The sequence below is a fragment of the uncultured Lentibacter sp. genome (assembly GCF_937123735.1).
GTDB lineage: Bacteria > Pseudomonadota > Alphaproteobacteria > Rhodobacterales > Rhodobacteraceae > Lentibacter.
In genome coordinates, this window is the sequence record NZ_CAKZKL010000026.1 from 83,505 (window position 1) to 107,898 (window position 24,394).

Annotated in this window: 23 protein-coding genes; 15 read left to right on the plus strand and 8 right to left on the minus strand. The window is 60.0% G+C overall.

Going from position 1 to position 24,394, the window contains the following annotated elements; all coding sequences use genetic code 11:
• Positions 1–30: 30 nt before the first annotated feature.
• The 5 genes from Q0478_RS06900 to Q0478_RS06920 all read right to left on the minus strand — a co-directional run bounded on the left by Q0478_RS06900 (position 31) and on the right by Q0478_RS06920 (position 5,467).
• Positions 31–1,350, minus strand: coding sequence for an FAD-binding oxidoreductase (locus tag Q0478_RS06900; protein ID WP_298677525.1), 1,320 nt, complete (start codon positions 1,348–1,350; stop codon positions 31–33).
• Positions 1,350–2,171 (minus strand): ABC transporter permease, encoded by an 822-nt coding sequence (locus tag Q0478_RS06905; protein ID WP_298677527.1) that lies wholly within the window; start codon positions 2,169–2,171, stop codon positions 1,350–1,352. The genes Q0478_RS06900 and Q0478_RS06905 overlap by 1 nt, the downstream gene beginning before the upstream one ends.
• A gap of 130 nt (positions 2,172–2,301) precedes the next feature.
• Positions 2,302–3,195 (minus strand): ABC transporter permease subunit, encoded by an 894-nt coding sequence (locus Q0478_RS06910; RefSeq protein WP_298677528.1) that lies wholly within the window; start codon positions 3,193–3,195, stop codon positions 2,302–2,304.
• Between the two features lie 3 nt (positions 3,196–3,198).
• A complete protein-coding gene (locus tag Q0478_RS06915; RefSeq protein ID WP_298677530.1) occupies positions 3,199–4,323 on the minus strand; it encodes an ABC transporter ATP-binding protein in 1,125 nt (374 codons plus the stop codon).
• A 58-nt stretch (positions 4,324–4,381) separates the two neighbouring features.
• Positions 4,382–5,467 carry a polyamine ABC transporter substrate-binding protein gene (locus Q0478_RS06920; protein WP_298677532.1) on the minus strand — a complete coding sequence of 362 codons (1,086 nt, stop codon included), beginning with the start codon at positions 5,465–5,467 and terminating at the stop codon, positions 4,382–4,384.
• Between the two features lie 156 nt (positions 5,468–5,623).
• On the opposite strand from Q0478_RS06920, the gene Q0478_RS06925 reads away from it, so the two are divergent.
• Together Q0478_RS06925 and Q0478_RS06930 are read left to right on the plus strand one after the other, a co-directional pair.
• Entirely contained in the window at positions 5,624–6,316 is a 693-nt protein-coding gene (locus tag Q0478_RS06925) for a GntR family transcriptional regulator (protein ID WP_298677576.1), read from the plus strand.
• Positions 6,317–6,391: 75 nt separating this feature from the next.
• Positions 6,392–7,786 (plus strand): aspartate aminotransferase family protein, encoded by a 1,395-nt coding sequence (locus Q0478_RS06930; RefSeq protein WP_298677533.1) that lies wholly within the window; start codon positions 6,392–6,394, stop codon positions 7,784–7,786.
• Positions 7,787–8,190: 404 nt separating this feature from the next.
• Here Q0478_RS06930 and argE read toward each other — a convergent pair whose 3' ends face one another.
• Together argE and Q0478_RS06940 are read right to left on the minus strand one after the other, a co-directional pair.
• Complete coding sequence (gene argE, locus Q0478_RS06935; protein ID WP_298677535.1) at positions 8,191–9,351, minus strand: acetylornithine deacetylase; 1,161 nt, start codon at positions 9,349–9,351, stop codon at positions 8,191–8,193.
• Positions 9,348–10,532 carry a M24 family metallopeptidase gene (locus Q0478_RS06940; protein WP_298677537.1) on the minus strand — a complete coding sequence of 395 codons (1,185 nt, stop codon included), beginning with the start codon at positions 10,530–10,532 and terminating at the stop codon, positions 9,348–9,350. Before Q0478_RS06940 ends, argE begins: the two co-directional genes overlap by 4 nt.
• A 358-nt stretch (positions 10,533–10,890) precedes the next feature.
• Between Q0478_RS06940 and Q0478_RS06945 the strand changes: the two genes are divergently transcribed.
• The 6 genes from Q0478_RS06945 (at position 10,891) to cobO (ending at position 17,541) form a co-directional block, all read left to right on the plus strand.
• Positions 10,891–11,991, plus strand: coding sequence for an ABC transporter ATP-binding protein (locus Q0478_RS06945; protein ID WP_298677539.1), 1,101 nt, complete (start codon positions 10,891–10,893; stop codon positions 11,989–11,991).
• Positions 11,992–12,103: 112 nt separating this feature from the next.
• Entirely contained in the window at positions 12,104–13,207 is a 1,104-nt protein-coding gene (locus Q0478_RS06950; RefSeq protein ID WP_298677541.1) for an extracellular solute-binding protein, read from the plus strand.
• A gap of 142 nt (positions 13,208–13,349) precedes the next feature.
• The gene (locus Q0478_RS06955) at positions 13,350–14,621 is read left to right on the plus strand and encodes an ABC transporter permease (RefSeq protein WP_298677543.1); all 1,272 of its coding nucleotides are present in this window, start codon (positions 13,350–13,352) and stop codon (positions 14,619–14,621) included.
• Positions 14,622–14,626: 5 nt separating this feature from the next.
• Positions 14,627–15,838, plus strand: a complete 1,212-nt coding sequence (locus Q0478_RS06960) for an ABC transporter permease (RefSeq protein WP_298677545.1) — start codon at positions 14,627–14,629, stop codon at positions 15,836–15,838.
• A gap of 14 nt (positions 15,839–15,852) precedes the next feature.
• Positions 15,853–16,614, plus strand: a complete 762-nt coding sequence (locus Q0478_RS06965; RefSeq protein ID WP_366914902.1) for an SDR family NAD(P)-dependent oxidoreductase — start codon at positions 15,853–15,855, stop codon at positions 16,612–16,614.
• A 327-nt stretch (positions 16,615–16,941) separates the two neighbouring features.
• The gene (gene cobO / locus Q0478_RS06970; RefSeq protein WP_298677549.1) at positions 16,942–17,541 is read left to right on the plus strand and encodes a cob(I)yrinic acid a,c-diamide adenosyltransferase; all 600 of its coding nucleotides are present in this window, start codon (positions 16,942–16,944) and stop codon (positions 17,539–17,541) included.
• 121 nt (positions 17,542–17,662) lie between these two features.
• Here the strand turns inward: cobO and Q0478_RS06975 are convergent, their stop codons facing one another.
• Positions 17,663–18,529 (minus strand): branched-chain amino acid aminotransferase, encoded by an 867-nt coding sequence (locus tag Q0478_RS06975; protein ID WP_298677552.1) that lies wholly within the window; start codon positions 18,527–18,529, stop codon positions 17,663–17,665.
• A 152-nt stretch (positions 18,530–18,681) separates the two neighbouring features.
• Here Q0478_RS06975 and Q0478_RS06980 point away from each other — a divergent pair, with 152 nt between their 5' ends.
• The 7 genes from Q0478_RS06980 to Q0478_RS07010 all read left to right on the plus strand — a co-directional run.
• Complete coding sequence (locus Q0478_RS06980; RefSeq protein WP_298677554.1) at positions 18,682–19,200, plus strand: MarR family transcriptional regulator; 519 nt, start codon at positions 18,682–18,684, stop codon at positions 19,198–19,200.
• Entirely contained in the window at positions 19,193–19,894 is a 702-nt protein-coding gene (locus tag Q0478_RS06985) for a response regulator (protein WP_298677557.1), read from the plus strand. The genes Q0478_RS06980 and Q0478_RS06985 overlap by 8 nt, the downstream gene beginning before the upstream one ends.
• A gap of 46 nt (positions 19,895–19,940) precedes the next feature.
• Positions 19,941–20,864 carry a DMT family transporter gene (locus tag Q0478_RS06990; RefSeq protein ID WP_298677559.1) on the plus strand — a complete coding sequence of 308 codons (924 nt, stop codon included), beginning with the start codon at positions 19,941–19,943 and terminating at the stop codon, positions 20,862–20,864.
• Positions 20,865–20,873: 9 nt separating this feature from the next.
• On the plus strand, positions 20,874–22,463 hold the full coding sequence (locus Q0478_RS06995; protein WP_298677562.1) for a 5-guanidino-2-oxopentanoate decarboxylase: 1,590 nt from the start codon (positions 20,874–20,876) through the stop codon (positions 22,461–22,463).
• Positions 22,464–22,474: 11 nt separating this feature from the next.
• A complete protein-coding gene (locus tag Q0478_RS07000; RefSeq protein ID WP_298677565.1) occupies positions 22,475–22,981 on the plus strand; it encodes a 2-dehydro-3-deoxygalactonokinase in 507 nt (168 codons plus the stop codon).
• Positions 22,982–23,055: 74 nt separating this feature from the next.
• A complete protein-coding gene (gene deoC / locus Q0478_RS07005) occupies positions 23,056–24,045 on the plus strand; it encodes a deoxyribose-phosphate aldolase (RefSeq protein WP_298677568.1) in 990 nt (329 codons plus the stop codon).
• A gap of 4 nt (positions 24,046–24,049) precedes the next feature.
• Positions 24,050–24,394: aldehyde dehydrogenase family protein (locus Q0478_RS07010; protein ID WP_298677569.1), on the plus strand; the 345-nt coding region annotated here is incomplete at its 3' end.

Consider the following 24,394-nt stretch of genomic DNA (forward strand, 5'->3'; position numbering starts at 1 on the left):
CCCCCAAGGTATTTTTGACCAGAAGAAGGGTTAGAGATCTCTGAGGGTTGCTGCGGCATAGGCGGCATACATGAGGGCACGGCGAGCGCGGCCAAGAGGAAAGCGTTTGGGAGGCTGTGCCATCAGTTTGGGCCTGTGCAATTTGTCTGTGCCAAGGATCTGGTCGGCCAAGAGCACGCCTGTATAGCTGCCCATAGCGACGCCATTGCCATGGTAGGCAAAGCCGGCATAGGCGCCGGGCATCTCGGGGATGGCACCGGCAAAGGGTGTGAGGTTGGCAGAGAGGCAGACCATGCCCGACCAGTGGTAGGGCGTTTCTACATGGGCCCACGCGGGGAACATGGCCTCGAAATCGGCGCGGATCTTGCGGCGGTTGCGCGCTTCGGACGCCGCCGAGGAGTTGAGGCCACCGCGCATTCCAAAGAGGAAGCGGCGGCCCGGCATCAGGCGGAAGTAATGCAGAAGCGTGCGGCTGTCATAGGCGGCTTGATCGGAGTTCCAGCCGTTGGCGAGCTCTGTCTTTGTCATCTCGCGGGTGACTATGACGGAGGATTGAGCGGGCAGATAGCGCGCGGCCATCCACGGTGGCAAATCTTCTGAGGCGTAGCCATTGGTCGCGACGATGATGTTTTCAGCGCTGAGGATGCCCTGTGGCGTCGCGAGGTGGTAGCCGGCGCTATGGGTGATGTTTTGCACAGGACTGCGGCCAAAGACGCGAACGCCGGCAGCCTTTGCTGCGGACAAAAGGCCGGCAAGGTATCGGCGCGGGTTTAGCCCGAAGCCTATCGGGGTTGTCAGTGCGCTGTGAAACGGGCCGGACATGCCAAGCGCGGGCAGCTCTGACTTGCTATGAAGGATCGGCGAGACGCCGTAGTTTTCCTCGATCGCCCTGGCCTGATCAGTGAAGTCTATGGAGCTCTTATGGGCGAGTTGGGTTTCGCCTTTGCTGTGGGTTTGGGCTTGGATCTTGTAGGTGTCCAAGGTTGTTGCGACGTGGTGCACCGCTGCGATTTCGGCTTGTCGGTAGGCCAGCCGTGCAGGTTTGCCAAACTGCCTGTCGAGCATGAGGTCGCTGGCCATCGCCCCACCCAGACAGCAGAAACCTCCGTTGCGCCCTGAAGCTCCCCAGCCCGGGAACCCCGCATCAAGCAAGGCAACAGACACCCCGGCCTGCGCCAGAGCCAGTGCCGCAGACAGGCCGGTAAACCCTGCGCCTATGATGGCGACGTCAGCTTTTTGCGCCCCGAGCAGCGGCGGGCGTTCAAGCGCGCTGTCCGGCACTGTAGTTGCCCAATAGCAACCATCACTGCGCGCGTCTGAATAGGCATGATCGGGGTAGATCCGGCGCATCAATCAGCCATGCGCTCGGCGGCCCTCTCTTCGCGCCTTTGACGAAGTGTTGCCCGCTTGGACATGAGCGAGGCGGTGATGACACCAACAGTGACAATGCTGATCATGATGGTGGAGAGCGCGTTGATTTCGGGGGAAACTCCAAGCCGCACGGCTGAAAATATCTTGATTGGCAGCGTGGTGGCCGAGGGGCCGGCGGTGAAGGAGGCGATCACAAGATCATCCAGCGAAAGGGTGAAGGCCAGCAGCCAGCCCGAGATAACAGCGGGGGCTATGATAGGGAGCGTCACAAGGCGGAAAGCCTCAAAGGGTGAGCACCCCAGGTCAAGTGCTGCCTCTTCAAGCGAGCGATCAAAGCTGACAAGCCGCGACGACACAACCACAGAAACATAGCACATGGAGAAGGTGGTATGTGCCAGAACAATGGTAAGCACACCGCGATCCAGCCCAATACCGATGAACAGGAGCAAGAGCGACAGCCCGGTGATGACCTCGGGCATAACGAGCGGAGCATAGATCATTCCGGAAAAGAGCGTGCGGCCCATGAACCGGCCGCCGCGCACCAAAACATAGGCGGCCATGGTGCCCAGAACAGAGGCAATGGTCGAGCTGACAACAGCAACCTTCAGGGTGACCAGGGCCGCATCAAGGAAGGCCTCGTTTTGGAAAAGCTCACCATACCATTTTGTCGAGAAGCCCGCCCAAACCGTCACCAGCTTGGATTCGTTGAAACTGTAGACCACCAGAATGAGCATCGGTAGATACAGAAAAAGAAAGCCGATGGTGAGAGATGTGGCATTGAACCAAGTGAAACGTCTCATGTCTCTTGCTCGCCTCCCTCTTTCTTATTGCCACAAATATCCCAGGGGGTGCGGGGGACAGCGTCCCCCGCCTCGGTCGGATTTCGCGCAGCGAAATTTGAAACAAACAGGCTGCGCCGGTCGGACAGTCTCATTGGCCCTCCGCCTCCCGCTGCTTTTGCTCGTTGCGCTGAAACAACACGATCGGGATGATGAGGATCAGCAGCAGGATAACAGCCACAGCCGAGGCCACTGGCCAGTCGCGGTTGGAGAAAAACTCCTCAAACAGCACCTTGCCGATCATCAGGGTTTGCGATCCACCCAGAAGCGAGGGGATGACAAATTCGCCCAGTGCGGGGATGAACACCAGAAAACAACCCGCGATGATCCCTTGTTTGCTCAGCGGGATGGTGACCAGCCAAAAGGCGGTGAGCCGCGAGCAGCCCAAGTCTTCGGCAGCTTCCAGCAGAGAGCTGTCGAGCTTTTCAAGCGCGGCATATATCGGCAGGATCATGAAAGGCAGATAGGTGTAAACAATGCCGATGTAGACGGCGGTGTTCGTATTGAGAATGATCAGCGGCTCCGAGATCAGGCCGCTCCAGATCAGGAACTGGTTGAGAAAGCCCTCGTTGGACAGAATTCCGATCCAAGAATAGACGCGGATCAGAAAGCTCGTCCAGAACGGCAGGATCACCAGCATCATCAATGTGGGGCGCCAGGCGTCTTCGGCTTGGGCCATGGCATAGGCAATCGGATAGCCAACCAGCAGCGTGAACACGGTCGAGAGCGCAGCAATTTGCAGCGAGCTGAGGTAGGCCTTCCAGTAGAGATCATCCGTGGTGAGGAACCAGAAATTCTCCAGATCAAGCTCTGCGAAGAAACTGCGCAGCCCTGCCCAGCCAGACGACAGGTCAAGCGTGGGCGCGTAGGGCGGAATCGCCAGAGCCGTGTCGCTCAGGCTGATCTTGAAGACGATCGCAAAGGGCACGAGAAAGAGAACAAGCAGCCAGAGATATGGCACAGCGATGAGGGTGAAGCGGCGCATGGCTCAGCCCTCCAGCACGATGGCGGCAGTGTCTGTCCAGCTGAGCCAGACGGTGTCTTCCCAGGTGAAGCTGCGGCGCTCAAGCCTTGTGGTGTTGGCTGTCTGGGCCTTGATCATCTGGCCACCCTCGATTTCAACATGATATGTCGAGAGATTTCCAAGATAGGCGATGTCGATGATCTTGCCTTTGATGGCGTTTGTGACCTTGGCAGGCTTTTGCGCGGTGATGGAGATCTTTTCTGGCCGAATGGCCAGCGCACATTTGCCGCTTTCGCCAAGGTTTGTGGTGGTTTTGGCATGGAGCGCGGGCTTGCCCTCGCCATAGGCAATGTCATAGCCGTCTGCGTTGCGGCTTGCGTGGCCGTGCAGGATGTTCACATCCCCGATAAAATCGGCGACATAGACGGAGTTGGGCCGCTCGTAGATATCGGCGGGGGTGGCCACCTGAATGATCTGGCCCTCATCCATCACCGCCACGCGGGAGGCGACTGTCATGGCCTCTTCCTGATCATGGGTGACAATCACGAAAGTTGTGCCGGTTTTTTCCTGAATATCCATCAGTTCGAACTGGGTATCCTGGCGCAGCTTCTTGTCGAGTGCGCCGAGTGGCTCATCGAGCAGCAGAAGCTTCGGCGCCTTGGCGAGCGCGCGGGCAAGGGCAACGCGCTGGCGTTGACCGCCGGAAATCTGATGGGGTTTGCGCTTGGCGAATTTGGTCAGCCGCGTGAGGCGCAGCATCTCCTCGACGCGGGCGTCCAGCTCGGCCCCCGCCTTGCCCTCGCGTTTGAGGCCGAAGGCGATATTGTCTGCCACAGTCAGATGGGGAAAGAGCGCATAGGATTGAAACATCATGTTGACGGCGCGCTTGTTGGGCGGCACGCCCGCCATATCTTGTCCGGCAATCAGGATCTGGCCTTCTGTCGGGGTTTCAAACCCCGCGAGCATCCGCATCATGGTGGTCTTGCCGCAGCCCGAGGGGCCGAGCAACGCAAAGAACTCGCGCGCGTAAATATCTTGTGTGAGGTTGTCGATGGCAACGAAATCACCAAAGCGTTTGGTCACGTTCTTGAACTGGATAAGCGGTTTTTCATCCGCGTTTTCCCATGGTGCGAAAACGGTTTGAGCCATTGAGTCCCCCGAGGTTTGAAAAGCCCGCAAACCGGAGTTTGCGGGCTGCTGATCAGGCTTATGTGCCTGATTTTATTTTTGTCCAGAGCCGTGTGACAACCCGCTGGACTTTGGCCGGGTAAGGCCGTGTCGTGAACAGGTTTTGCAGCGTTTCCTCGTCTGGATAGACCGCTGGATAATCCAGGATCTCCTGATCAATGAATTCCTGGGCCGCCTTGTTGCCGGACGCATACCAGACATAGTTTGTGGCAGCGGCCGAGTTCTGTGCATCAAGGATGAAGTTGATAAACTTATGCGCGCCCTCAGGGTTTGGGGCATCCGCCGGGATGGCCATTTGGTCAAACCACATCTGCGCGCCCTGCTTGGGGATGGAGTAGTCTATCTCATGCCCGTTTTCAGCTTCGGATGCGCTGAACTGTGCTTGGAACACGTCACCAGACCAGCCAACCGCAACACAGATATCGCCATTGGCCAGCGCTGTGATGTATTCCGAGCTGTGGAACTTGCGAATATAGGGGCGGATGGCGGTGAAAACCGCTTCAGCCTTGGCGATGACCTCCGGGTCTTGGCTGTCGGGGTCTTCGCCGATGTAGTTGAGCGCAGCCGGGATCATCTCGGCAGGGGCATCAAGGAAATAAACACCGCACTCGGCCAGCTTTTCCATATTGGCGGGGTCAAAAACCAGCTCCCAGCTATCAAGCGGTGCATCTTCACCGAGGGCCGCCGTTACTTTGCCCACATTATAGCCGATGCCTGTGGTGCCCCACATATAGTTGATAGAGTAGGCGCCACCGGGGTCATATTGATCGGTGCGTTGCTGGATCACGTCCCACAGGTTGCCCGCGTTGGGCAGCTGGGCCGGATCGAGCTTCTGGAAAGCCCCGGCAGAGATCTGGCGTTGCAGGAAGGTGCCCGAAGGCACCACAACATCATAGCCCGAGCCACCGGCGAGCATCTTTGTTTCGAGCACTTCGTTTGAATCAAACACGTCATAGATCAGTTTGAGTCCGGTTTCGTCTTCAAATTTGGCGAGCAGGTCTTCATCGATATAATCAGACCAGTTGTAGACCCGCACTTCATCAGCCGAGGCCATGCCTGCGAGAAGGGCGAGGGATGCGACTGCGGTGAGCAGATGGGTTTTCATATTTGCTTTCTCCCTGTGAAAGAGGTCATTCCCCTTGACGAAATATTTGATCAAGTTTTGACTGTCTTGGCAACATTTCAATTAAGATGCCTGCATGACGCGCGGAAAATTGCAAGAGATTCGGAAGGAGCGCCTATGACTCACGACCCCGAAAACATGGCCCAACTGGTCAGTTTTTTGGCCTATCCCGAGAGGGCGTCTGCCGAGTTGCCAGCGCATGAAAAAGTCTACCGGGCGCTGCGTGATCTGCTGTTGTTCGGGGAGCTGGCACCTGGCCAGGCGGTGACCATTCAGGGGATCTGCGACATGCTGGGCGCAGGGATGACACCGGTGCGGGAGGCCATTCGCCGGCTTACGGCGGAGGGAGCCCTTGAGTTTATGGGAAACCGCCGCGTTGTTGTGCCTGTGCTGACGGTGTCACATGTGAACGAGCTGATATTCGCACGACAGGCAATTGAGCCACAGCTGGTTGTGCGCGCCACAGAGCGGGCAACCGACAGCACCATTGAGGAGCTGACCCAGATTGACAGCGCATTGGACGCCGCCATCGCCCGAGGCGATGTGCGCAGCTATCTGGAGCAGAATTACCGCTTTCATGCCCGTCTTTACTCCATGGCCGAGGCGCCTATTCTTTCCGCACTGGCCGATGGGCTTTGGCTAAGATTTGGGCCATCTTTGCGTGTGGTCTGCGGGCGTGTCGGCACGGAGAACCTCCCCGATCAGCATCACGAGGCGCTCAGCGCCATGCGTGCGGGCGATGCGCAGGCGGCCGCAAAGGCCATGCGGGAGGATGTCATTCAGGGCATGGAGCAAGTGCGCCGTGCGCTGGCCGAGGGCGGTAGTGATTGACAGAAAATAATTTGATCATATTCTGATGGAGACGAAATTGATCGCGTGGCCTTGCCGCGCAGCGGGGAGTTTCACATGACATTGATCACCAACCATATGCCGACCGAAGAGCTGCAACGCCTTGATGCGGCCCACCATATGCACCCTTTCACCACAGGCGATGACCTGGCCAAGAAGGGCGCACGGGTGATCACCCGGGCCAAAGGCTCGACCCTGACAGACAGTGACGGGAACGACATCCTCGATGGCATGGCGGGGTTGTGGTGTGTGAACATCGGCTACGGACGCGACGAGCTGGCCGAGGTGGCGGCGCGGCAGATGCGCGAGCTGCCCTATTACAACACATTTTTCCAGACCACCCATGTGCCCGTAATCGCGCTGGCCGAGCGGCTGGCCGAGCTTGCGCCGGGCGATCTTAACCATGTTTTCTTCTCCAATTCCGGCTCGGAGGCCAATGACACCAATATCCGCATTGTGCGGACCTATTGGCAGGAAAAGGGCCAGCCCGAGAAGACCGTGATCATCAGCCGCAAGAACGCCTATCACGGCTCCTCTGTGGCTTCTTCGGCCTTGGGCGGCATGGCGGGGATGCACGCGCAGAGCGGGATGATCCCGGATATCCACCACATCGACCAGCCGAACTGGTGGTCGGAGGGGGGCGATATGAGCCCTGAGGATTTTGGCCTTGAGCGCGCACAGCAGCTGGAGAAGGCGATCCTTGAGCTGGGGGAAAACCGCGTCGCCGCTTTCATCGCCGAGCCCATTCAGGGCGCGGGGGGTGTTATCGTGCCGCCGAGCACCTACTGGCCTGAAATTCAACGAATTTGTGACAAATACGAGATCCTGCTCATCGCTGATGAGGTGATCTGTGGCTTTGGCCGAACGGGCAACTGGTTTGGCTCGCAAACCATGGGAATCAAGCCGGATATGATGACTGTGGCCAAGGGGCTGAGCTCGGGCTATGCGCCGATTTCGGCAAGCATTGTGAACGAGGATATCGCCGCCGTTCTGGGCGCTTGCGAGTTCAACCACGGCTATACCTATTCGGGCCATCCTGTGGCGGCGGCTGTGGCTTTGGAGAACCTGCGTATTCTGGATGAGGAGGGCATTGTGACCCATGCGGCCAACGAGCTTGCGCCTTATTTGAAAGAGAAATTCGAGAGCCTTGGTGACCATCCGATGGTGGGCGAAGTGAAGGTTGTGGGCATGATGGGCTCGCTCGCGCTGACGCCGGACAAGACCACGCGGGCGAAGTTTGCCGCCGATGTGGGGACTGTTGGATTCATGGTGCGCGAGCGCTGTTTTGCCAACAATTTGATCATGCGCCATGTGGGCGACCGGATGGTGATTTCGCCACCTCTGGTGATCACGAAAGCCGAGATTGACATGTTGAGTGCGCGCGCCAGAAAGGCGCTCGACGAGGGCTATGAAAACGTGAAAGCGGCGGGGCTGTTCAAGGCGATGAGCTGAGGGGTTTCGGCTTGCGCCGACCCGCTGGGGGACGCTGTCCCCCAGACCCCCTCAAGCAGTTTGCGAAGCAAGCGCGATGACCGATAGAGCGCACGTGCTGCGCGGTTGAGATGGGATATTTGGAGCAATAAGAAAGAGCTTTTTCGAGCTGCGTTTTGAGGCGTTAACTGTTTTGGCGGGGCCGAAAGAGGCGGGGGTGAAAAGCGTGCACAGGGCGTGCACCATATGTGCACCGGCTGAAGCGCCCCCTTGTTAAGGGAAAATTAGGTAATGCACCGTGCGGTGGAGCGCGGTGGGCAGGCGGCAGGGCCGTCTGCGCGCCGTGCCGGGCCCAACAGAAGCGTTTGCATCTGTGATGCAAATCAGCTTCGGCGGGAGCGCCCTGTCCAGCCCCGTTCTGCCGCTCAAGCGGTGAGTTTCTTGCCGAGGCCGTCCAGCATGTTGAGGCAGGCTTGCAACTGGTCGGGGGCGATGAATTCGTCGGGCTTATGCGCCTGTGCGATGCTGCCCGGCCCGCAGACCACGGCGGACATGCCGAGCTGTTGGAAGAGGCCCGCCTCGGTTCCGAAGGCGACGACATCGACGCCGTTCCCGCCCGTGAGGGCTGCACAGAGATCGCGGGCTTCGTTCTCTTCCATCGGCATCAGGCCCGCCACCTCGCCCAGTGTCTCGACTTCGATATCGGCGGCGGGGTGGACCGCGCGCATGGCGGGGAGGAGTGTCTTTTGCGTGTAGGCATCGAGCGCCTTGTGCACGAATGTGTAATCACTGTCCTGAACGGGGCGGAACTCCCAGTCGACTTCGGCTTTGCCGACGATCACGTTGGGGGCCACGCCACCGGCGATACGGCCGATGTTCACGGTTGTATAGGGTGGCTCAAAGCGGCTCCCTTCGGGGGCGCGCGCCATCAGATCACTGCGCAGCTCCATCAGCTTTGTCACATAGCGCACCGCATATTCGGCGGCGTTGACTCCGCGCTCCGGCTGGCTGCCGTGGCCCTCAAGGCCGGTGAAGCGCGTGGTGTATTCGCAGCAGCCTTTGTGGCCCTCGATGATGCGCATTTCGGTGGGTTCACCGATGATGGCGATGGCGGGTTTCAGCCCCTGTGCCTGAAGCTCTTTCACCAGCGCTTGTGCGCCGATACAGCCTGTCTCTTCGTCATGGGTGAAGGCGAAGTGGACGGGGCGGGTGAGCGGCAGCGCGGCGTAGGCCTCGGCCATGGCGAGCGTGGCGGCGATAAAGCCCTTCATATCACAGGTGCCACGGCCAAAGAGCAGCCCGTCGCGGTCGGTCAGGGTGAAGGGGTCGCTTGTCCAGTCCTGATCTGTCACGGGCACAACATCGGAGTGGCCTGAAAGGACGATGCCGCCGTCGCCCTCGGGCCCCAGCGTGGCGAAGAGGTTGGCCTTGGTGCCGCAGGGCGCGCTGTAGGTTGTCACCCGCGCGCCGAGCTGGCCCAGATGATCGGCCATGAAGGCGATCATCGCGAGGTTGCTGTCCGGAGAGATGGTTGGAAAGGCGATCAGCTTTTCCAACAGGTCGACGGTGCGGGCGAGGGTTGTCATGGCTTCACAAACATCTTGCGGGGGCGGTTGCAGAGCGCTTCGGCGGGGCCGTCTTCGCGGATGAGGATGGTTTCGGTGATTTCCATGCCCCAATCGTCCATCCAGAGGCCGGGCATGAAGTGAAAGGTCATGCCAGGTTGCAGCACGGTTTCATCCTCGGCGCGCAAGCTGACGGTGCGCTCGCCCCAGTCGGGCGGGTAGCTGAGGCCGATGGGGTAGCCGCAGCGCGCGCCGCGCTCGATCCCGGCTTTTTCCAAGGGCGCTGCGAGGGCATTGGCGATGTCGCAGGCGCGGTTGCCGGCGCGGGCTTTTTCAAGGCCCGCTTCAAGCCCTTCCACAAGGGCCGCCTCGGCGCGCTTGAGGAAGTCTGACGGCTCGCCCAGAAAGATCGTGCGGCAGAGGGGGGCGTGATAGCGGCGGTAGCAGCCGGAGATTTCAAAAAAGGTGGCTTCGCCCTTGGCGAAGGGGCGGCCATCCCATGTGAGGTGGGGCGCGGCGGCATCGGAGCCTGAGGGCAGAAGCGGCACGATGGCCGCATAATCGCCCCAGTGGCCATCGGCGCCGCGGATCGCGTCGCGCTGTACTTCGGCGACGATTTCGTTTTTGGGCACGCCCGGCTCGACGCGCTCTATGAGGCCGTCGATGATCCGCTCGGAAATGGCGGCGGCGCGGCGCATGAAGACCAGCTCTTCTTCGGATTTCACGGTGCGCTGCCAGTTGACCAGCGCTGTGGCATCAAGGAACTGTGCATTCGGCAGCTCTGTGAGCAGGGTCTGGAAGGCTTTGGCGGAAAAATAGTAATTGTCCATCTCGACACCGATGCGGACATCTTCCTTGCCGATGGCCTTGATACGCGCGGCCAGATCTTGCATCGGGTGGCGCTCGGTGGATTGGACGTAGTTGTCGGCGTAGCCGTGGACGTGGCTGTCTTCCATATAGACGGTGCGCAGGGCGCCGTTTGCATCTTGGCGGCGGCCCCACCAATGGGGCGCGTCATCATGGGTGATGATCACCCCTTGGTGGACGTAGAAAGACCAGCCGTCATAGCCTGTGAGCCAGGCCATATTGGAGGGGTCTTGCACATAGAGCAGGTCGATGCCTGCGGCCTCCATTGCGGCGCGTGTCTTGGCGAGGCGGGCGGTATATTCGGTTTCGGAGAAGGGGGTTCTGTGGAAATTCATCTGCGCGGCCTGAATTGGGTTGTGGTGAGGCCATAGGGAAGGATCTGGCTGGCGCGGTCTAGCCGCCAAAACGCCCTGATTGGGTAATTAGCGACATTTGCAGGCCCGGCTGTGGTGTGATTCCGGATTTATACATAGGTTAACTATTAGGCGGGGTGAAAGATTGTGTCTGAAAAACGGGCGGTGGGCGCAACAAGCTGGCGCAAACACCAAGTTTTTGTGCGCATTCTGACAGAATATCTGCGAGATCTGCGCCATAAAAAAATAATGGGTTAAACTGTTGCATGACTCCCCTCACCTAGGGTTAGATGTGCGGCAATAAGTGGCTGAAGCCACGACTAACGACGGGGAGCCGATTTTGGCCAACACGCAGAATGAAGATGCGTTCGTAGCGTTCGAACGTGTGCAGAAGAGTTATGATGGCGAGACGCTTGTTGTAAAAGACCTGAACCTGACTTTGCCAAAGGGCGAGTTTCTGACAATGTTGGGGCCATCAGGGTCGGGCAAGACGACCTGCCTGATGATGCTGGCGGGCTTTGAAACAGCGACGCATGGCGAGATCAAGATTGACGGTGTGAGCATCAACAACATTCCGCCGCACAAGCGCGGTATTGGCATGGTGTTCCAGAATTATGCGCTTTTCCCCCATATGACGATTGCAGAGAACCTCAGCTTCCCGCTTGAGGTCCGCAAGATCGGAAAATCGGACCGTGAGGCCAAGGTCAAGCGGGCCTTGGATATGGTCGAGATGGGCAGCTTTGGCGGCCGCCGCCCGGCGCAGCTTTCGGGCGGGCAGCAGCAGCGGGTGGCGCTCGCGCGGGCGCTGGTGTTTGAGCCGGAGCTTGTGCTGATGGACGAACCGCTCGGCGCGCTCGACAAGCAGCTGCGGGAGAAGATGCAGTTTGAGATCACACATCTGGCGCATGAGCTCGGGATTACCACGGTTTATGTGACCCACGACCAGACCGAAGCGCTGACCATGTCTGACCGGGTGGCGGTTTTTGATGACGGGCGCATTCAGCAGATCGCGCCACCGGACGAGCTTTACGAAAGCCCGCAAAACAGCTTCGTGGCGCAGTTTATCGGCGAGAACAACACGCTCAGCGGCACGGTCAAGCAGATCAGCAATGGCAAATGTGTGGTTCAGCTCGACAATGGTGAAGAGATTGACGCCAAGCCTGTGAATGTCAGCAAGGTGGGCGAGCGCACAACGGTGTCTATCCGTCCGGAGCGGGTTGAATTTGACAAGACACGCCTGCACGCGGATGCCCACACGCTCAAAGCCGAGGTGCTGGAGTTTATCTACATGGGAGATATTTTCCGCACACGCCTGCGCGTGGCGGGGAATGACGAATTCATCATCAAGTCGCGCAACGCGCCCGACCAGGTGCGTTTGCAGCCGGGGCAGCAGATCGAGATCGGCTGGCTGGCGGAAGATTGCCGCGCTCTAGAGGCGTAGGCAGAGAGAATATCACGCGGGCCGCCAACGGTGCGCGTTGATTGATGTGGGTGTGCTGACGGCCCAAAAGGCTCACCCTCAAAGTTCAAAAGGGCAATAACGGGAGAATGAAATGAAATTCACCAAGACACTTATGGCAACAACAGCGCTGACAATGGTTGCTGGCGTTGCCGGTGCGGCGGATATGGCCGACGAAATGACCATCGTGTCATGGGGCGGTGCTTACACGGCGTCGCAAATGAACGCGTATCACAAGCCTTACATGGAAAAAACCGGCGTCAACATCATCAGTGATGACAGCTCGGCTGAAGCCGTGGCCAAGCTGCGCGCCATGAACGAAGCCAACAACATCACATGGGATGTTGTGGATGTGGTTGCTTCTGACGCCATGCGCCTCTGCGACGAAGGCCTCGCGCTGGAAATTGATCCGGACACGATGTTGGCAGATGCGCCTGACGGCACGAAAGCTTCTGAAGACTTCGGCGACCTTCTGGTCAGCGAATGCTTCATTCCACAAATCGTTTATTCAACGACATTCGGCTATCGCACCGACATGGTTGGCGACAAAGCCCCCACAACCGTGTGTGATATCTTTGATTTGGCCACATATCCTGGCAAGCGGTCGCTCCAGAAGCGCCCAATCGACAACATGGAGTGGGCTCTTTACTGCGACGGCGTTGCCAAAGATGACATCTATGATGTTCTGGGCACAGACGCAGGCGTCGACCGTGCGCTTGCGAAGCTTGACACCATCAAGGACCAGGTTGTCTGGTGGACAGCCGGTGCGGAAACACCCCAGCTTCTCGCCGATGGCGAAGTTGTGATGGGTTCCACGTTCAACGGCCGCCTCTTCTCGGCGATTGCCGAGCAGAACCAGCCGATTGGTATGCTCTGGGACATGCAGTCATTTGACCTTGACGGCTGGATCATCCCTGCGGGCCTTTCACCCGAGCGCCAAGCGCGTGCTCTGGACTATGTATATTTCGCGACAGACACACAGCGTCTGGCCGATCAGGCGAAATACATCTCCTACGGTCCTGCGCGTAAGTCGTCTGCGCCGCTCGTGGGCAAGCACGCTGACCTGGGCATCGACATGGCACCACATATGCCAACAGACCCTGCCAACGCGGCCAACGTTCACCTCTATGATTACAGCTGGTGGGCTGACAACCGTGACGATCTGGACGCGAAATTCCAAGCCTGGCTTGCGAAATAAGCGATACAGCCGGGGGGGCCTTTGCGGGCCTCCCCTTCTTGCCCTCAGGTTTTGTATGTGATCCGCGCCGGATAGTATTCAAAACGCATGAGGCAAAAAGACCTCGAACGCGACCCATAACCGACATCAGACGGGGAAGACCATGAGCGACATCAAGACAAACGGGCCAGTTTTGGCCGCAGATGGGACACCGCTCAAGCGGAGCCTTGCGCGCGCCTTGCGGGTTGAGAAGACCCGAGCCCTGATGTTGATTGCACCGCTGCTTATTTTTGTGCTGATCTCTTTTATCATTCCGATTGTGTCCATGCTCTTTCGCTCGGTGGACAACCGGATTGTAGAAGACACCATGCCCTATACGGTTGCGGCGCTGAAAACGTGGGATGCCAGCTCTGGCGCCTTGCCGGATGAGCCCGTCTATGCGGCGCTGGCGCGTGATATGAAGGCGGCAGCCGAGAAAAAGGAACACACCCGGATTGGCGGGCGGCTGAACTATGAGGAAAGCGGATTTTCCTCGCTGTTTCGCAAGACAGGCCGTGCGGCCAAGAAATTTGATCTGGACAGCGGTGAGCCTTTCAAGGCCAAGCTGATCGACATCCACAAAGACTGGGGCAAGATCGAAACCTGGAAGATCATGCAGACCCATTCGGTAGATTATACCAACGGGTATTTTCTCAATGCGGTTGATATGAAGCGCACGCCCGACGGGGCGCAGATGCAGGATGATGACAAGCGCGTGTTGCTCAAGCTGTTTGGGCGCACCATGTGGATGAGCCTTGTGATCACCGGCATGTGTATTTTGCTTGGGTATCCTGTGGCGTGGATTTTGGCGAACCTGCCTGCGCGTCAGGCCAACCTGCTGATGATCCTTGTGCTCTTGCCCTTCTGGACCTCGCTGCTTGTGCGCACGAGCGCCTGGAAGGTGATGTTGCAGCAGCAAGGTGTGATCAACGATGTGCTTGTCTGGCTTGGCTTTATTGCCGATGACTCGCGGTTGATTATCATCAACAACGCGACCGGCACGATCATTGCGATGACGCATATCTTGCTGCCGTTCATGATTTTGCCGATGTATTCGGTGATGCAAACGATCCAGCCAAGCTATCTGCGCGCGGCCAAGAGCCTTGGCGCGACGAACTGGACGGCCTTCTGGCGGGTGTATTTCCCGCAGTCTATCCCCGGCATCGGGGCGGGTTCGATCCTCGTGTTCATTCTGGCGATTGGCTATTACATCACGCCGGAGATTGTGGGCGGCAATAAGGGTGTCTTTATTTCCAACCGGATCGCCTATCATATTTCGACATCGCTCAACTGGGGGCTTGCGGCTGCGCTTGGCTCGATCCTGCTGGCGGCGGTTCTTATTCTTTACTGGGCCTATGACAAGATTGTCGGCATCGACAACGTGAAACTGGGATAAAGACAATGGCAGCACTGACTCCGATTTCGCGCAAACCCTTTTGGCTGGTTGCTTTGATGGTGGGCGGCTTTGGCGCCTTCTTCGGCCTGTTCATCGGGACATCAAATGGCAGTGGTATCACCGGTGCCATTGTGGGCGCAGCGCTGATGGTTGGGCTGGCCTGGGCCTATATCAACCTGCTGAAGAACGAGCCTGTGGGCCGTGGTATAACCTTTGCTGCCTTTGGCATTGCCGGTTTTGCGGCCGGGGGCCTTCCAACGGCCATTCTTGGTGCGCTGATCGGCGCTCTGGGCGGCTGGCTGATCTATTGGGCCTATGAAGGCCGGTATCGCGCCTATCTTGCCCCCTATCTGACATGGCAGCAGGTGCTTTGGCACTTTGGCTTCCGGACAATCTGTGGGGTGATTTTTGTTTTTCTGATCACGCCTATTCTGGTGGTTCTGCCTTTGAGCTTTAATGCGCAGAATTTCTTTACCTTTACGCCCGAGATGCTGCGATTTGACCCTGCGGGGTATTCTCTCAAGCATTACCAGGATTTCTTCAGCAACAACGAATGGCAGCGCAGCTTCAAGAACTCGCTGATCATCGCGCCGATTGCGACGATAATTTCGGTGACCCTTGGCACGCTGGCGGCGATTGGGCTGAGCCAGAGCCATGTGCCCGGGCGGCGCGCGATCATGGCGATCCTGATTTCGCCGATGATCGTTCCGCTCATCATCTCGGCCACGGGCATGTTCTTCTTCTACAGCCAGATCGGCAACTGGATGGAAGGCTCGCTGGGGCTGGACAAGAACCTGGTGGGCTACATCAAGGTTGTTCTCGCCCATGCGGTGCTGGGCATTCCTTTTGTGATCATCACGGTGACGGCGACGCTTGTGGGCTTTGACCGCTCGCTCACCCGCGCGGCGGCCAATATGGGTGCGGACCCTGTGACCACCTTCTTCCGTGTCCAGATGCCGCTCATTTTGCCGGGGGTTATTTCGGGCGGGTTGTTCGCCTTTATTACCAGCTTTGACGAGGTTGTGGTGGTGCTCTTTGTTGGCTCGGCGAGCCAGAAAACCCTGCCCTGGCAGATGTTCACCGGCCTGCGCGAGCAGATCAGCCCGACGATCCTTGCTGTGGCGACGATCCTTGTGGTGATCTCGATTGCCCTGCTCACCACGCTCGAGTTCCTGCGCCGCCGCTCGGAGCGGTTGCGCGGCATGTCGCCAAGCTGATGCAGATCGGCGGTGTGACCGCTGTTGTCACCGGCGCGGCCAAGGGGATTGGCGCGGCGCTCGTGGCCGAGCTGAAAACGCGCGGGGCGGCCCATGTGGCCGCCTTTGACATTTCCGATGCCGTGAACAGCTGCGGGGCCGACAGCAGTTACACGCTCGATGTGAGCGATGCGGCAGAGATGCGCGCCGCGATTGGGGCGGTGGAAGCCAGCGCCGGACCGATCGGGCTTTTCTGCTCCAACGCGGGCATCATCGGCGCGCTGGACCTGAGCTTTGAAAACGCCGCCGGCGCAAGCGTGGCAGACTGGCAGCGCGCCTGGGATGTGAATGTGATGGCGCATGTTCATGCGGCGGCTGTGCTTGTGCCCTTGATGCGGGCGCGGGGCGGCGGGCATTTCTTGCAGACAGCCTCGGCCGCAGGGCTGTTGAGCCAGATCGGCAGCGCGCCTTACGCCACAACCAAGCACGCGGCCATCGGCTTTGCCGAGAACCTTGCGATCAGCCACCGCGATGATGGTATTCGGGTGTCTGTGCTCTGCCCTCAAGGCGTTGACACCGATATGATTCGCGGAGCAGAGGACCACCCCGCCGCCATGGACGGTGTGCTGAGCGCCGAAGCGGTGGCCAAGGCCGCGCTGGACGGTGTGGAAGCGGAGCGCTTCCTGATTTTGCCGCATCCGAAGGTGGAGGGCTATCTGACAGCCAAGGTGGCGCATTACGAGCGTTGGATTGGCGGGATGGCCAAGCTGCAACGGGGGTATAAACCTGCTAGTTGAGCGCCGAAATCAGAATGGGCGCAGGCGGGACAAGGGGGCTGACCATGTCTGCCGGCGCCACGCCCTGGGAGTTGGACAAGAGCGCAAAGGCCAACCAAGCCAGTAGAACGGCCCGGCGCGACCTGCGGCGCAGAGGGGCACGAAGCGGCAAGACAAAGGGCGCAGTCAAACGGGGACCTCCTGAGAGCGGATGGCGACGGCCAAGCGTCCCAGAATAATCTGACCAAAGCGTGCCGGCCCTGTGACAAATTGAAGAGTATTTTAGACAAATTCGCGGAATGCGCCGATCAAGGGGCGCCGCAGGCAAAAGGCGAAGGGAGCACGGACGTGTCAGAGGCAGAAGCGTATCGCACAAGAATGAAAGCGGTGCAGGCGGCGCACCAAGCCAAGCAAAAAGAGCTGCGCGACCCCGAAAAGGGGCTTGTTTTGGTGCACACGGGCAATGGCAAGGGCAAGAGCAGCTCGGCCTTCGGGGTGATTGCCCGTGCGCTCGGTTGGGGGCAGCGCGTGGGGGTGGTGCAATTTGTCAAAGGCAAGTGGATCACTGGCGAGAAGCAGTTTTTTGACAAGCTGGGTGGCGTGGACTGGCACATGATGGGCGAGGGCTTCACCTGGGACAGCCAGGACCGTGCGCGCGACATTGCCGCCGCGGAGGCGGCTCTGGGCAAGGCCCGCGAGATGTTGGAGAGCGGTGACTACGACTTGATCGTGCTGGACGAGATCAACATTTCGCTGCGTTATGAGCAAATTGCGCTGGCGCCGGTTCTGGACGCGCTGGGCGCGCGCCACCCGCGCACCGGGGTGATCCTGACGGGGCGCAACGCGCCGCAGGGGCTGGTGGATTATGCCGACCTTGTGACCGTGATGGAGGAGGTGAAGCACCCTTACAAAGCGGGCATCAGGGCGCAGCGCGGGGTGGATTTCTGAGTATCGAATTGCGCTGCGCGCAATCCGACCAAGGCGAGAGGGGCTTTGCCCCTCTCGCGCTCTCCCCAGGATATTTTGAGCAATAAGAAAGAGCCTGAGGAAGAGGCCGAAGGATAGAGTTCTAGCTGCGCACGAGTGTGTCGTAGGCCTCGGCGATGTCGCGTGTGAGCGCGCCGACCTCGAAGGTAAACTCGCCAATCTGGCCCACTGGGGTGACTTCGGCGGCGGAGCCTGTGAGCCAGCATTGCTCAAAATCGGCCAGCTCTTCGGGCAGGATATGGCGCACATGCACTTTGATACCGCGCTCTTCCAGCATCTTGATCACGGTTTGGCGGGTGAGACCATTGAGGATGGCATCGGGATCAGGGGTGTGGACTTCGCCATCTTTGACAAAGAAGATATTGGCCCCGGTGGCCTCGGCCACATAGCCGCGGTAATCCAGGAAGAGGGCATCGGAGCAGCCCTTGGCCTCGGCGGCATGTTTGGACATGGTGCAGATCATGTAAAGACCTGCGGCCTTGGCCGAGGTTGGAATGGTTTCGGGGGAGGGGCGTTTCCATTTGGCGATGTCGAGCTTGGCGCCCTGGAATTTGGCATCTCCATAGTAGCTGCCCCATTCCCAAGCGGCGACGGCCATGCGCACCGGGTTGCGCGAGGAGGCGACACCCATATCTTCGCCGGCCCCACGCCAGGCAACGGCGCGGACATAGGCGTCTTTCAGGCCGTTGGCATCGAGCACGGCGCGTTTGGCGGCTTCGATTTCATCGACGCTGTAGGGGATTGGCATATCGAGCAGCTTGCCGGAGTTCAGCAGGCGTTCGGAGTGTTTGCGGCTGAGGAACACCTTGCCGTTGTAGCAGCGCTCGCCTTCAAACACCGAGCTGGCATAGTGCAGCGCGTGGCTGAGGATGTGGACATTGGCGTCGCGCCAGTCAACAAGGGCGCCGTCCATCCAGATTTTTCCGTCACGATCATCGTAGCCTGACATAGTGGTCTCCTCCGCGTCAGTTTTTGAATGTTGCGCCAAATTGGTCCGATCCGGACATAAAGTTGCGCAAAAACTGAGAATCGCTACCAGTTGCGTCTTGGAATGTCAACAAAGCTGACATAAACTTGCGGCAGGCAAGGAGAGTGTGGGTGATGAGCGAACCGATCAGTGGCGAGAGCCTGTTGTTTTTGACGGACGAGCAATTGCAGCAGGGAATCGAGGGGATGTTTTTTGCCTATCGCGGCTTTACGGCCGACCCTGACCGTATTCTTGAAGACCTCAACCGCCACCGCGACCAGAACTATGGTCGCGCCCACCACCGGGCTGTGCATTTTATCGGGCGCGCGCCGGGGACCACCGTGAAGAACCTTCTGGAGATCCTGGGTGTAACCAAGCAATCGCTCAACCGCGTGTTGCGCACGCTGATGGCCGACGGTCTTGTGGAGGGCAAGGTGGGCGGCAGCGACAGGCGCGAGCGCAACCTCTATCTGACAGAGGCCGGCGCGGCGCTGGAACGGCAGCTCTCTCAGGTGCAGCGCGAGCGGATGCGGGCGGCTTATCGGGCGGCGGGGCCTGAGGCGGTGCGCGGATTTCGGCAGGTGCTGGAAGCTATGATGGATAAAGAGATGCGCAAGAAGTATGGTGCCTTGAGGGATAAGGCCAATGACTGATGTGGATGCGCATCTGCTGATTGTGGATGATGACGAGCGGATCAGGCTTCTGTTGCAGAAATTTCTGATGCGCGCCGGTTTTCTTGTGTCGGGTGCGCGCGATGCGGCCCATGCGCGGCGGCTTCTGGCGGGGCTTGAATTTGATCTGATCGTCCTGGATGTGATGATGCCCGGTGAGACAGGGATTGAGCTGACCCGAGCTTTGCGCGAGAGCTCGGCGGTGCCTGTCTTGCTGCTGACGGCCAAGGGCGAAACTGAGGATAGGATTGTCGGGCTGGAGGCGGGGGCTGATGATTATCTGGCCAAGCCCTTCGAGCCCAAGGAGCTCTTGCTGAGGATCAATGCCATTTTGCGCCGAATGCCCGAGCTTGCGGTGGAAGAGATCCGGCCCAAGGTTCTGGGGTTGGGCGCGTATCACTATGACATCGAGCGGGGCGAGCTGTGGGAGGGCACCGCGCTTGTGCGGCTCACCGCGACCGAGACCCAGCTTATGAAGATATTTGCTGTTGCCGCCGGCGCGCCGATCAGCCGTGTGCAGCTTGTGGAAAAGCTGGGCCGCGACCACGGGCAGGCGCAGGAACGGGCGATTGACGTGCAGATCACCCGGTTGCGCCGCAAGATAGAGCGTGATCCCAAGCAACCACGCTATTTGCAGACGGTGCGCGGGGCGGGCTACATGCTTGCGCCGGATTGACGGGCAGTTTGCGCCCGGGCTGCCTTTGACGGCGAAAGGAGGGGCTATGACTCCGCTGAAAGGCATCGCGCTGAAGCTGTGCTCTGTTGTGACATTCATCACCATGGCCTCGCTGATCAAGGCTGCATCGGCGGAAGTGCCGGCGGGGCAGGCTGTTTTCTTCCGGTCGGTTTTTGCGCTGCCCGTTATTCTGGCCTGGCTGGCCGTGCGGGGAGATCTGCGCACCGGGCTGAAAGCGGCGTCTCCTATGGGGCATTTCTGGCGTGGTTTTGTGGGCACGGCGGCCATGGGGCTTGGTTTTGCCGGGCTTGGGCTCTTGCCGCTGCCGGAGGTGACGGCGATTGGATATGCAGCGCCTTTGCTGACGGTTGTGCTGGCTGCGATGTTTCTGGGCGAGCAAGTGCGGCTCTTTCGGCTGGCCGCTGTGGCGCTGGGGATGCTGGGGGTTTTGGTCATTCTGGGGCCGAGGCTGAGCGCCTTTTCGGGCGACCATGTTGAAAAGACAGCTGCCTTGGGTGCGATGTTGGTGTTGACAGGCGCGCTCTGCGCCGCGCTGGCACAGATCTATATCCGCAAGCTTGTGGCCACCGAGCAGACCTCGGCGATTGTGTTTTACTTCTCGGTCACATCGGCCTGCCTGTCTTTGCTTACAGTGCCGTTTGGCTGGGTTGTTCCGAGCCTGGAGGCGGCGGCTCTGCTGGTGATGGCGGGGGTGCTGGGCGGCATGGGGCAGATCTTTCTCACCTCGGCCTACCGCTTTGCGCCGGCTTCGGTTGTGGCGCCGTTTGATTATGCCTCGATGCTCTTTGCCATTGTCTTCGGGGTTGTGTTTTTCAATGAAATTCCCGATTTGCGGACAATCAGCGGCGCAGGGCTTGTCATTCTTGCGGGAGTGATCATCATCTGGCGTGAACACCAGCTCGGGCTGGAGCGCGGCCGTGCGCGGCGCGGGATGACACCGCAAGGCTAGGAGACAGAAATGCCGACAGTTGGGGAAGCGCTGGTGCAGAGGCTCAAGGTGCATGGGGTGCGCCATGTTTTTGGTATTCCCGGGGTGCACACTGTGGAGCTTTACCGCGGGCTGGCCGCGTCGGGGATTGCGCATATTACGCCGCGCCACGAGCAGGGAGCCGGCTTTATGGCCGATGGCTATGCGCGCGCTTCGGGCAAGCCGGGGGTGGCCTTTGTCATCACCGGGCCGGGGCTGACAAATACGCTGACGGCGATGGCGCAGGCGCGGGCGGATAGCGTGCCGATGTTGGTGGTATCTGGCGTGAACAAGACACATACGCTGGGCAAGGGATTGGGCCATTTGCATGAGCTGCCAGACCAGTTGGCGCTGTCAAAAACAGTCTCTATTCAGGCCCAGCAGGTGGACACTGCTGAAAGCCTGATGCCAGCAATTGATGGGGCATTCGCGGGGATGAGCGGCGCGCGCGGCGGGCCTTATCATATCGAGATTCCGATTGATGTGGCCAAGCAGACCCACGCCAAGGGGGGCGCAGCGCCTGAGCTGCCTGCGCCGCTTGCGCCTGATGCGGGCGCGGTTGCCGTGCTGGGTGCGGCGCTGATGAAAGCAGAGCGCGTGGTGATCCTTGCTGGCGGTGGCGCCAAGCGGGCCGAGGCGGCGCTGGGGCAGCTGGCCGAGCGGCTTGATGCGCCCGTGGTGCTCACCGTGAATGCGCGCGGGCTGATGCACCGCCATCCGCTTGGCATTCCAGCGAGCCCGAGCCTGAAGGCGGTGCGCACGGCGATTGGTGAGGCGGATATGGTGTTGGCCGTGGGAACGGAGTTTGGGCCGACGGATTATGACATGTATGCGCTGGGCGAGATGCCCGAAATGAAGCGGCTGGCGCGGATTGATATTTGCGCCGAGCAGCTTGCGCGCCACCCTGCTGACATGACCTTGAGGGCCGATGCGGGCGCAGCGCTTGCGGCGCTTTTGGCCGAGGTGCGCGACAAGCCGATTGGCGATGGCGCGGCCAGGGCAGAAGCGGCGCGCAAGGCCGCTTGGGAGGAGCTGGGCGAGGACTACCGCAAGATGTGTGGCCTGCTGGATGTGATCCGCGATGCGCGGCCCGGCGCGCTTATTGTGGGCGACAGCACCCAGCCGATTTATGCGGGCAACCTTTATTATGACCACGATGTGGCCGGTGGCTGGTTCAATGCGGCCACCGGCTTTGGCGCGCTGGGCTATGCCATTCCTGCGGGGATCGGGGCGCAGATTGCCAAGCCGGAGCAGCCTGTTGTTGTGATTGCGGGGGATGGCGGTGCGCAGTTTACCCTGCCCGAGCTGATGACCGCCGCGCAGGAAAAGCTGCCGATCGCCTTTATCATCTGGAACAACGGCGGTTATGGCGAGATCGAGCTGACCATGGAAAACGCCGGTATCGACGTGGTGGGCTGTGACCCGAAACCACCGCTGTTTGAGCATGTGGCGGCGAGCTGCGCGATGCCGTATACCCGCGTTGCCGCCGAGCCTGAAGCGCTGCGCGCGGCGCTGCGGCCCACGGCGGGGCAAATTGGCCCCGTCATGATCGAGATTGATGCGCCGTTCATCGCGCGCTGAGGAGGACTGTTTTGGCAAAGTTCGTGACGGTTCCTGCGCAAGCCACGCCGGAAAGCGGCGCTTGGTGTGAGTTGCATCAGGAGCGCCCGCGTGGGCTCTTGCCCGTGGCGGCGCGCAAGCAAGTGGCACGGCTCGCCAGCGCCGAGCCGCAGTGGGGCGGTGTTGTGTTGCTCCCCGGAGAAGTGACCCATTGGGTGCAGGTTTCGGCAGGAGAGATCGTCAGCTTTCAATCGTTCCTCACCGGGCGGTTGGCGCAGGCTTTGGGCGCTGAGGGCGCGCCCGATATGGAAACCTTGCAAGACGCGATGAGCCAGCCCGAGCGGCTTGCCGGGCTGTTGCGCAGTGCAGATCTGGCTGGTGAGAGCGGCGTGGCGCTTGCGGCGCTGATGGGTGTGGAGCTGGCGGCGACGCGGGCCTTCTGGCTGGGGGCTGACATCCGCCTGTTGGGCGAGGGGGCCTTGGCCGACGCTTACGAAGCCGCGCTCAAGGCGCAGGCGGCCTGGGTGACGCGGGCTTAGGCCGCGAAAGCCGGGCCTTGCCTTTGTCTCGGTGGCGTGAAATTTTCGCCACAAGGGCCAGAAAGGGCGGGACCATGAAAACAGATGAGCATAGCCAACAGGCGTATTTGCCCCAGACAACTGCGCCGCGCAACGCGGGGCTTCCGTTGGACCTTGACTGGGTGGCGCGGGCGCAAGCCAACACCTCGGCCATCGAGCGGCGCGCAAGCACGCTGGGCGCGCGGCGGAGCGTGAAGAAGGCGCATCAGGCGGCGTGGCTTTTGAAAGCGATCACCTGTATCGACCTCACCACCCTTGCCGGCGATGACACGGCGGGGCGTGTGGCGCGGCTGTGCGCCAAGGCGCGCCAGCCTGTGCGCGACGATATTCTCGACGCGCTCGGCATGGGGCCGATCACCGTGGGCGCTGTCTGTGTTTACCACGATATGATTGCCCCTGCGGTGGAGGCTCTGGCAGGCAGCGGCATTCCTGTTGCTGCTGTGAGCACGGGCTTTCCGGCGGGGCTTTCGCCCTTTCATCTGCGGGTCAAAGAGATTGAAGAGAGCGTGAAGGCGGGGGCGCGCGAGATTGATATCGTGATCTCGCGGCGGCATGTTCTGACGCAAAATTGGCAGGCGCTTTATGACGAGATGCGCGCCTTTCGCGTGGCCTGTGGCGATGCGCATGTGAAGGCCATTCTGGCCACGGGCGAGCTTGGCAGCCTGCGCAATGTGGCGCGCGCGAGCCTTGTTTGCATGATGGCGGGGGCTGACTTTATCAAGACATCAACAGGCAAGGAGAGCGTGAACGCGACCCTGCCTGTGAGCCTCGTGATGATCCGCGCGATCCGCGAGTATGAGGCGGCGACGGGCTTTCGCATTGGCTACAAGCCTGCGGGCGGGATCAGCAAGGCGAAGGACAGTTTGGTTTACCTGAGCCTCATGAAAGAAGAGCTGGGGGATGGCTGGCTTCAGCCCGATTTGTTCCGCTTCGGGGCGTCGAGCCTGCTGGGCGATATCGAGCGGCAATTGGAACATTATGTGACGGGGGCCTACTCGGCTTCATACCGTCATGCGACAGGGTAAGGCTATGACAGTTAAAGAGATTTTCGACAGCATGGACTATGGCGAAGCGCCCGAAAGCGCGGCGGAGGCCTTTGCCTGGATCACCGACAATGGCGCGCGGTTTGGGCATTTTATTGACGGCGTGTTTACCGAGGCGGGCGCGGGCTTTCTCAGCCGCAACCCTGCCAATGGCGAGACGCTGGCAGAGCTGACGCAGGCCACCGCCGACGATGTGGACAAGGCCGTTGCGGCCGCCCGTAAGGCGCAGCCGAAATGGGAGAAGCTCGGCGGCCACGGGCGCGCGCGGGTGCTTTATGCGATTGCCCGTCTGGTGCAGAAGCACAGCCGCTTGTTTGCGGTGCTGGAGACG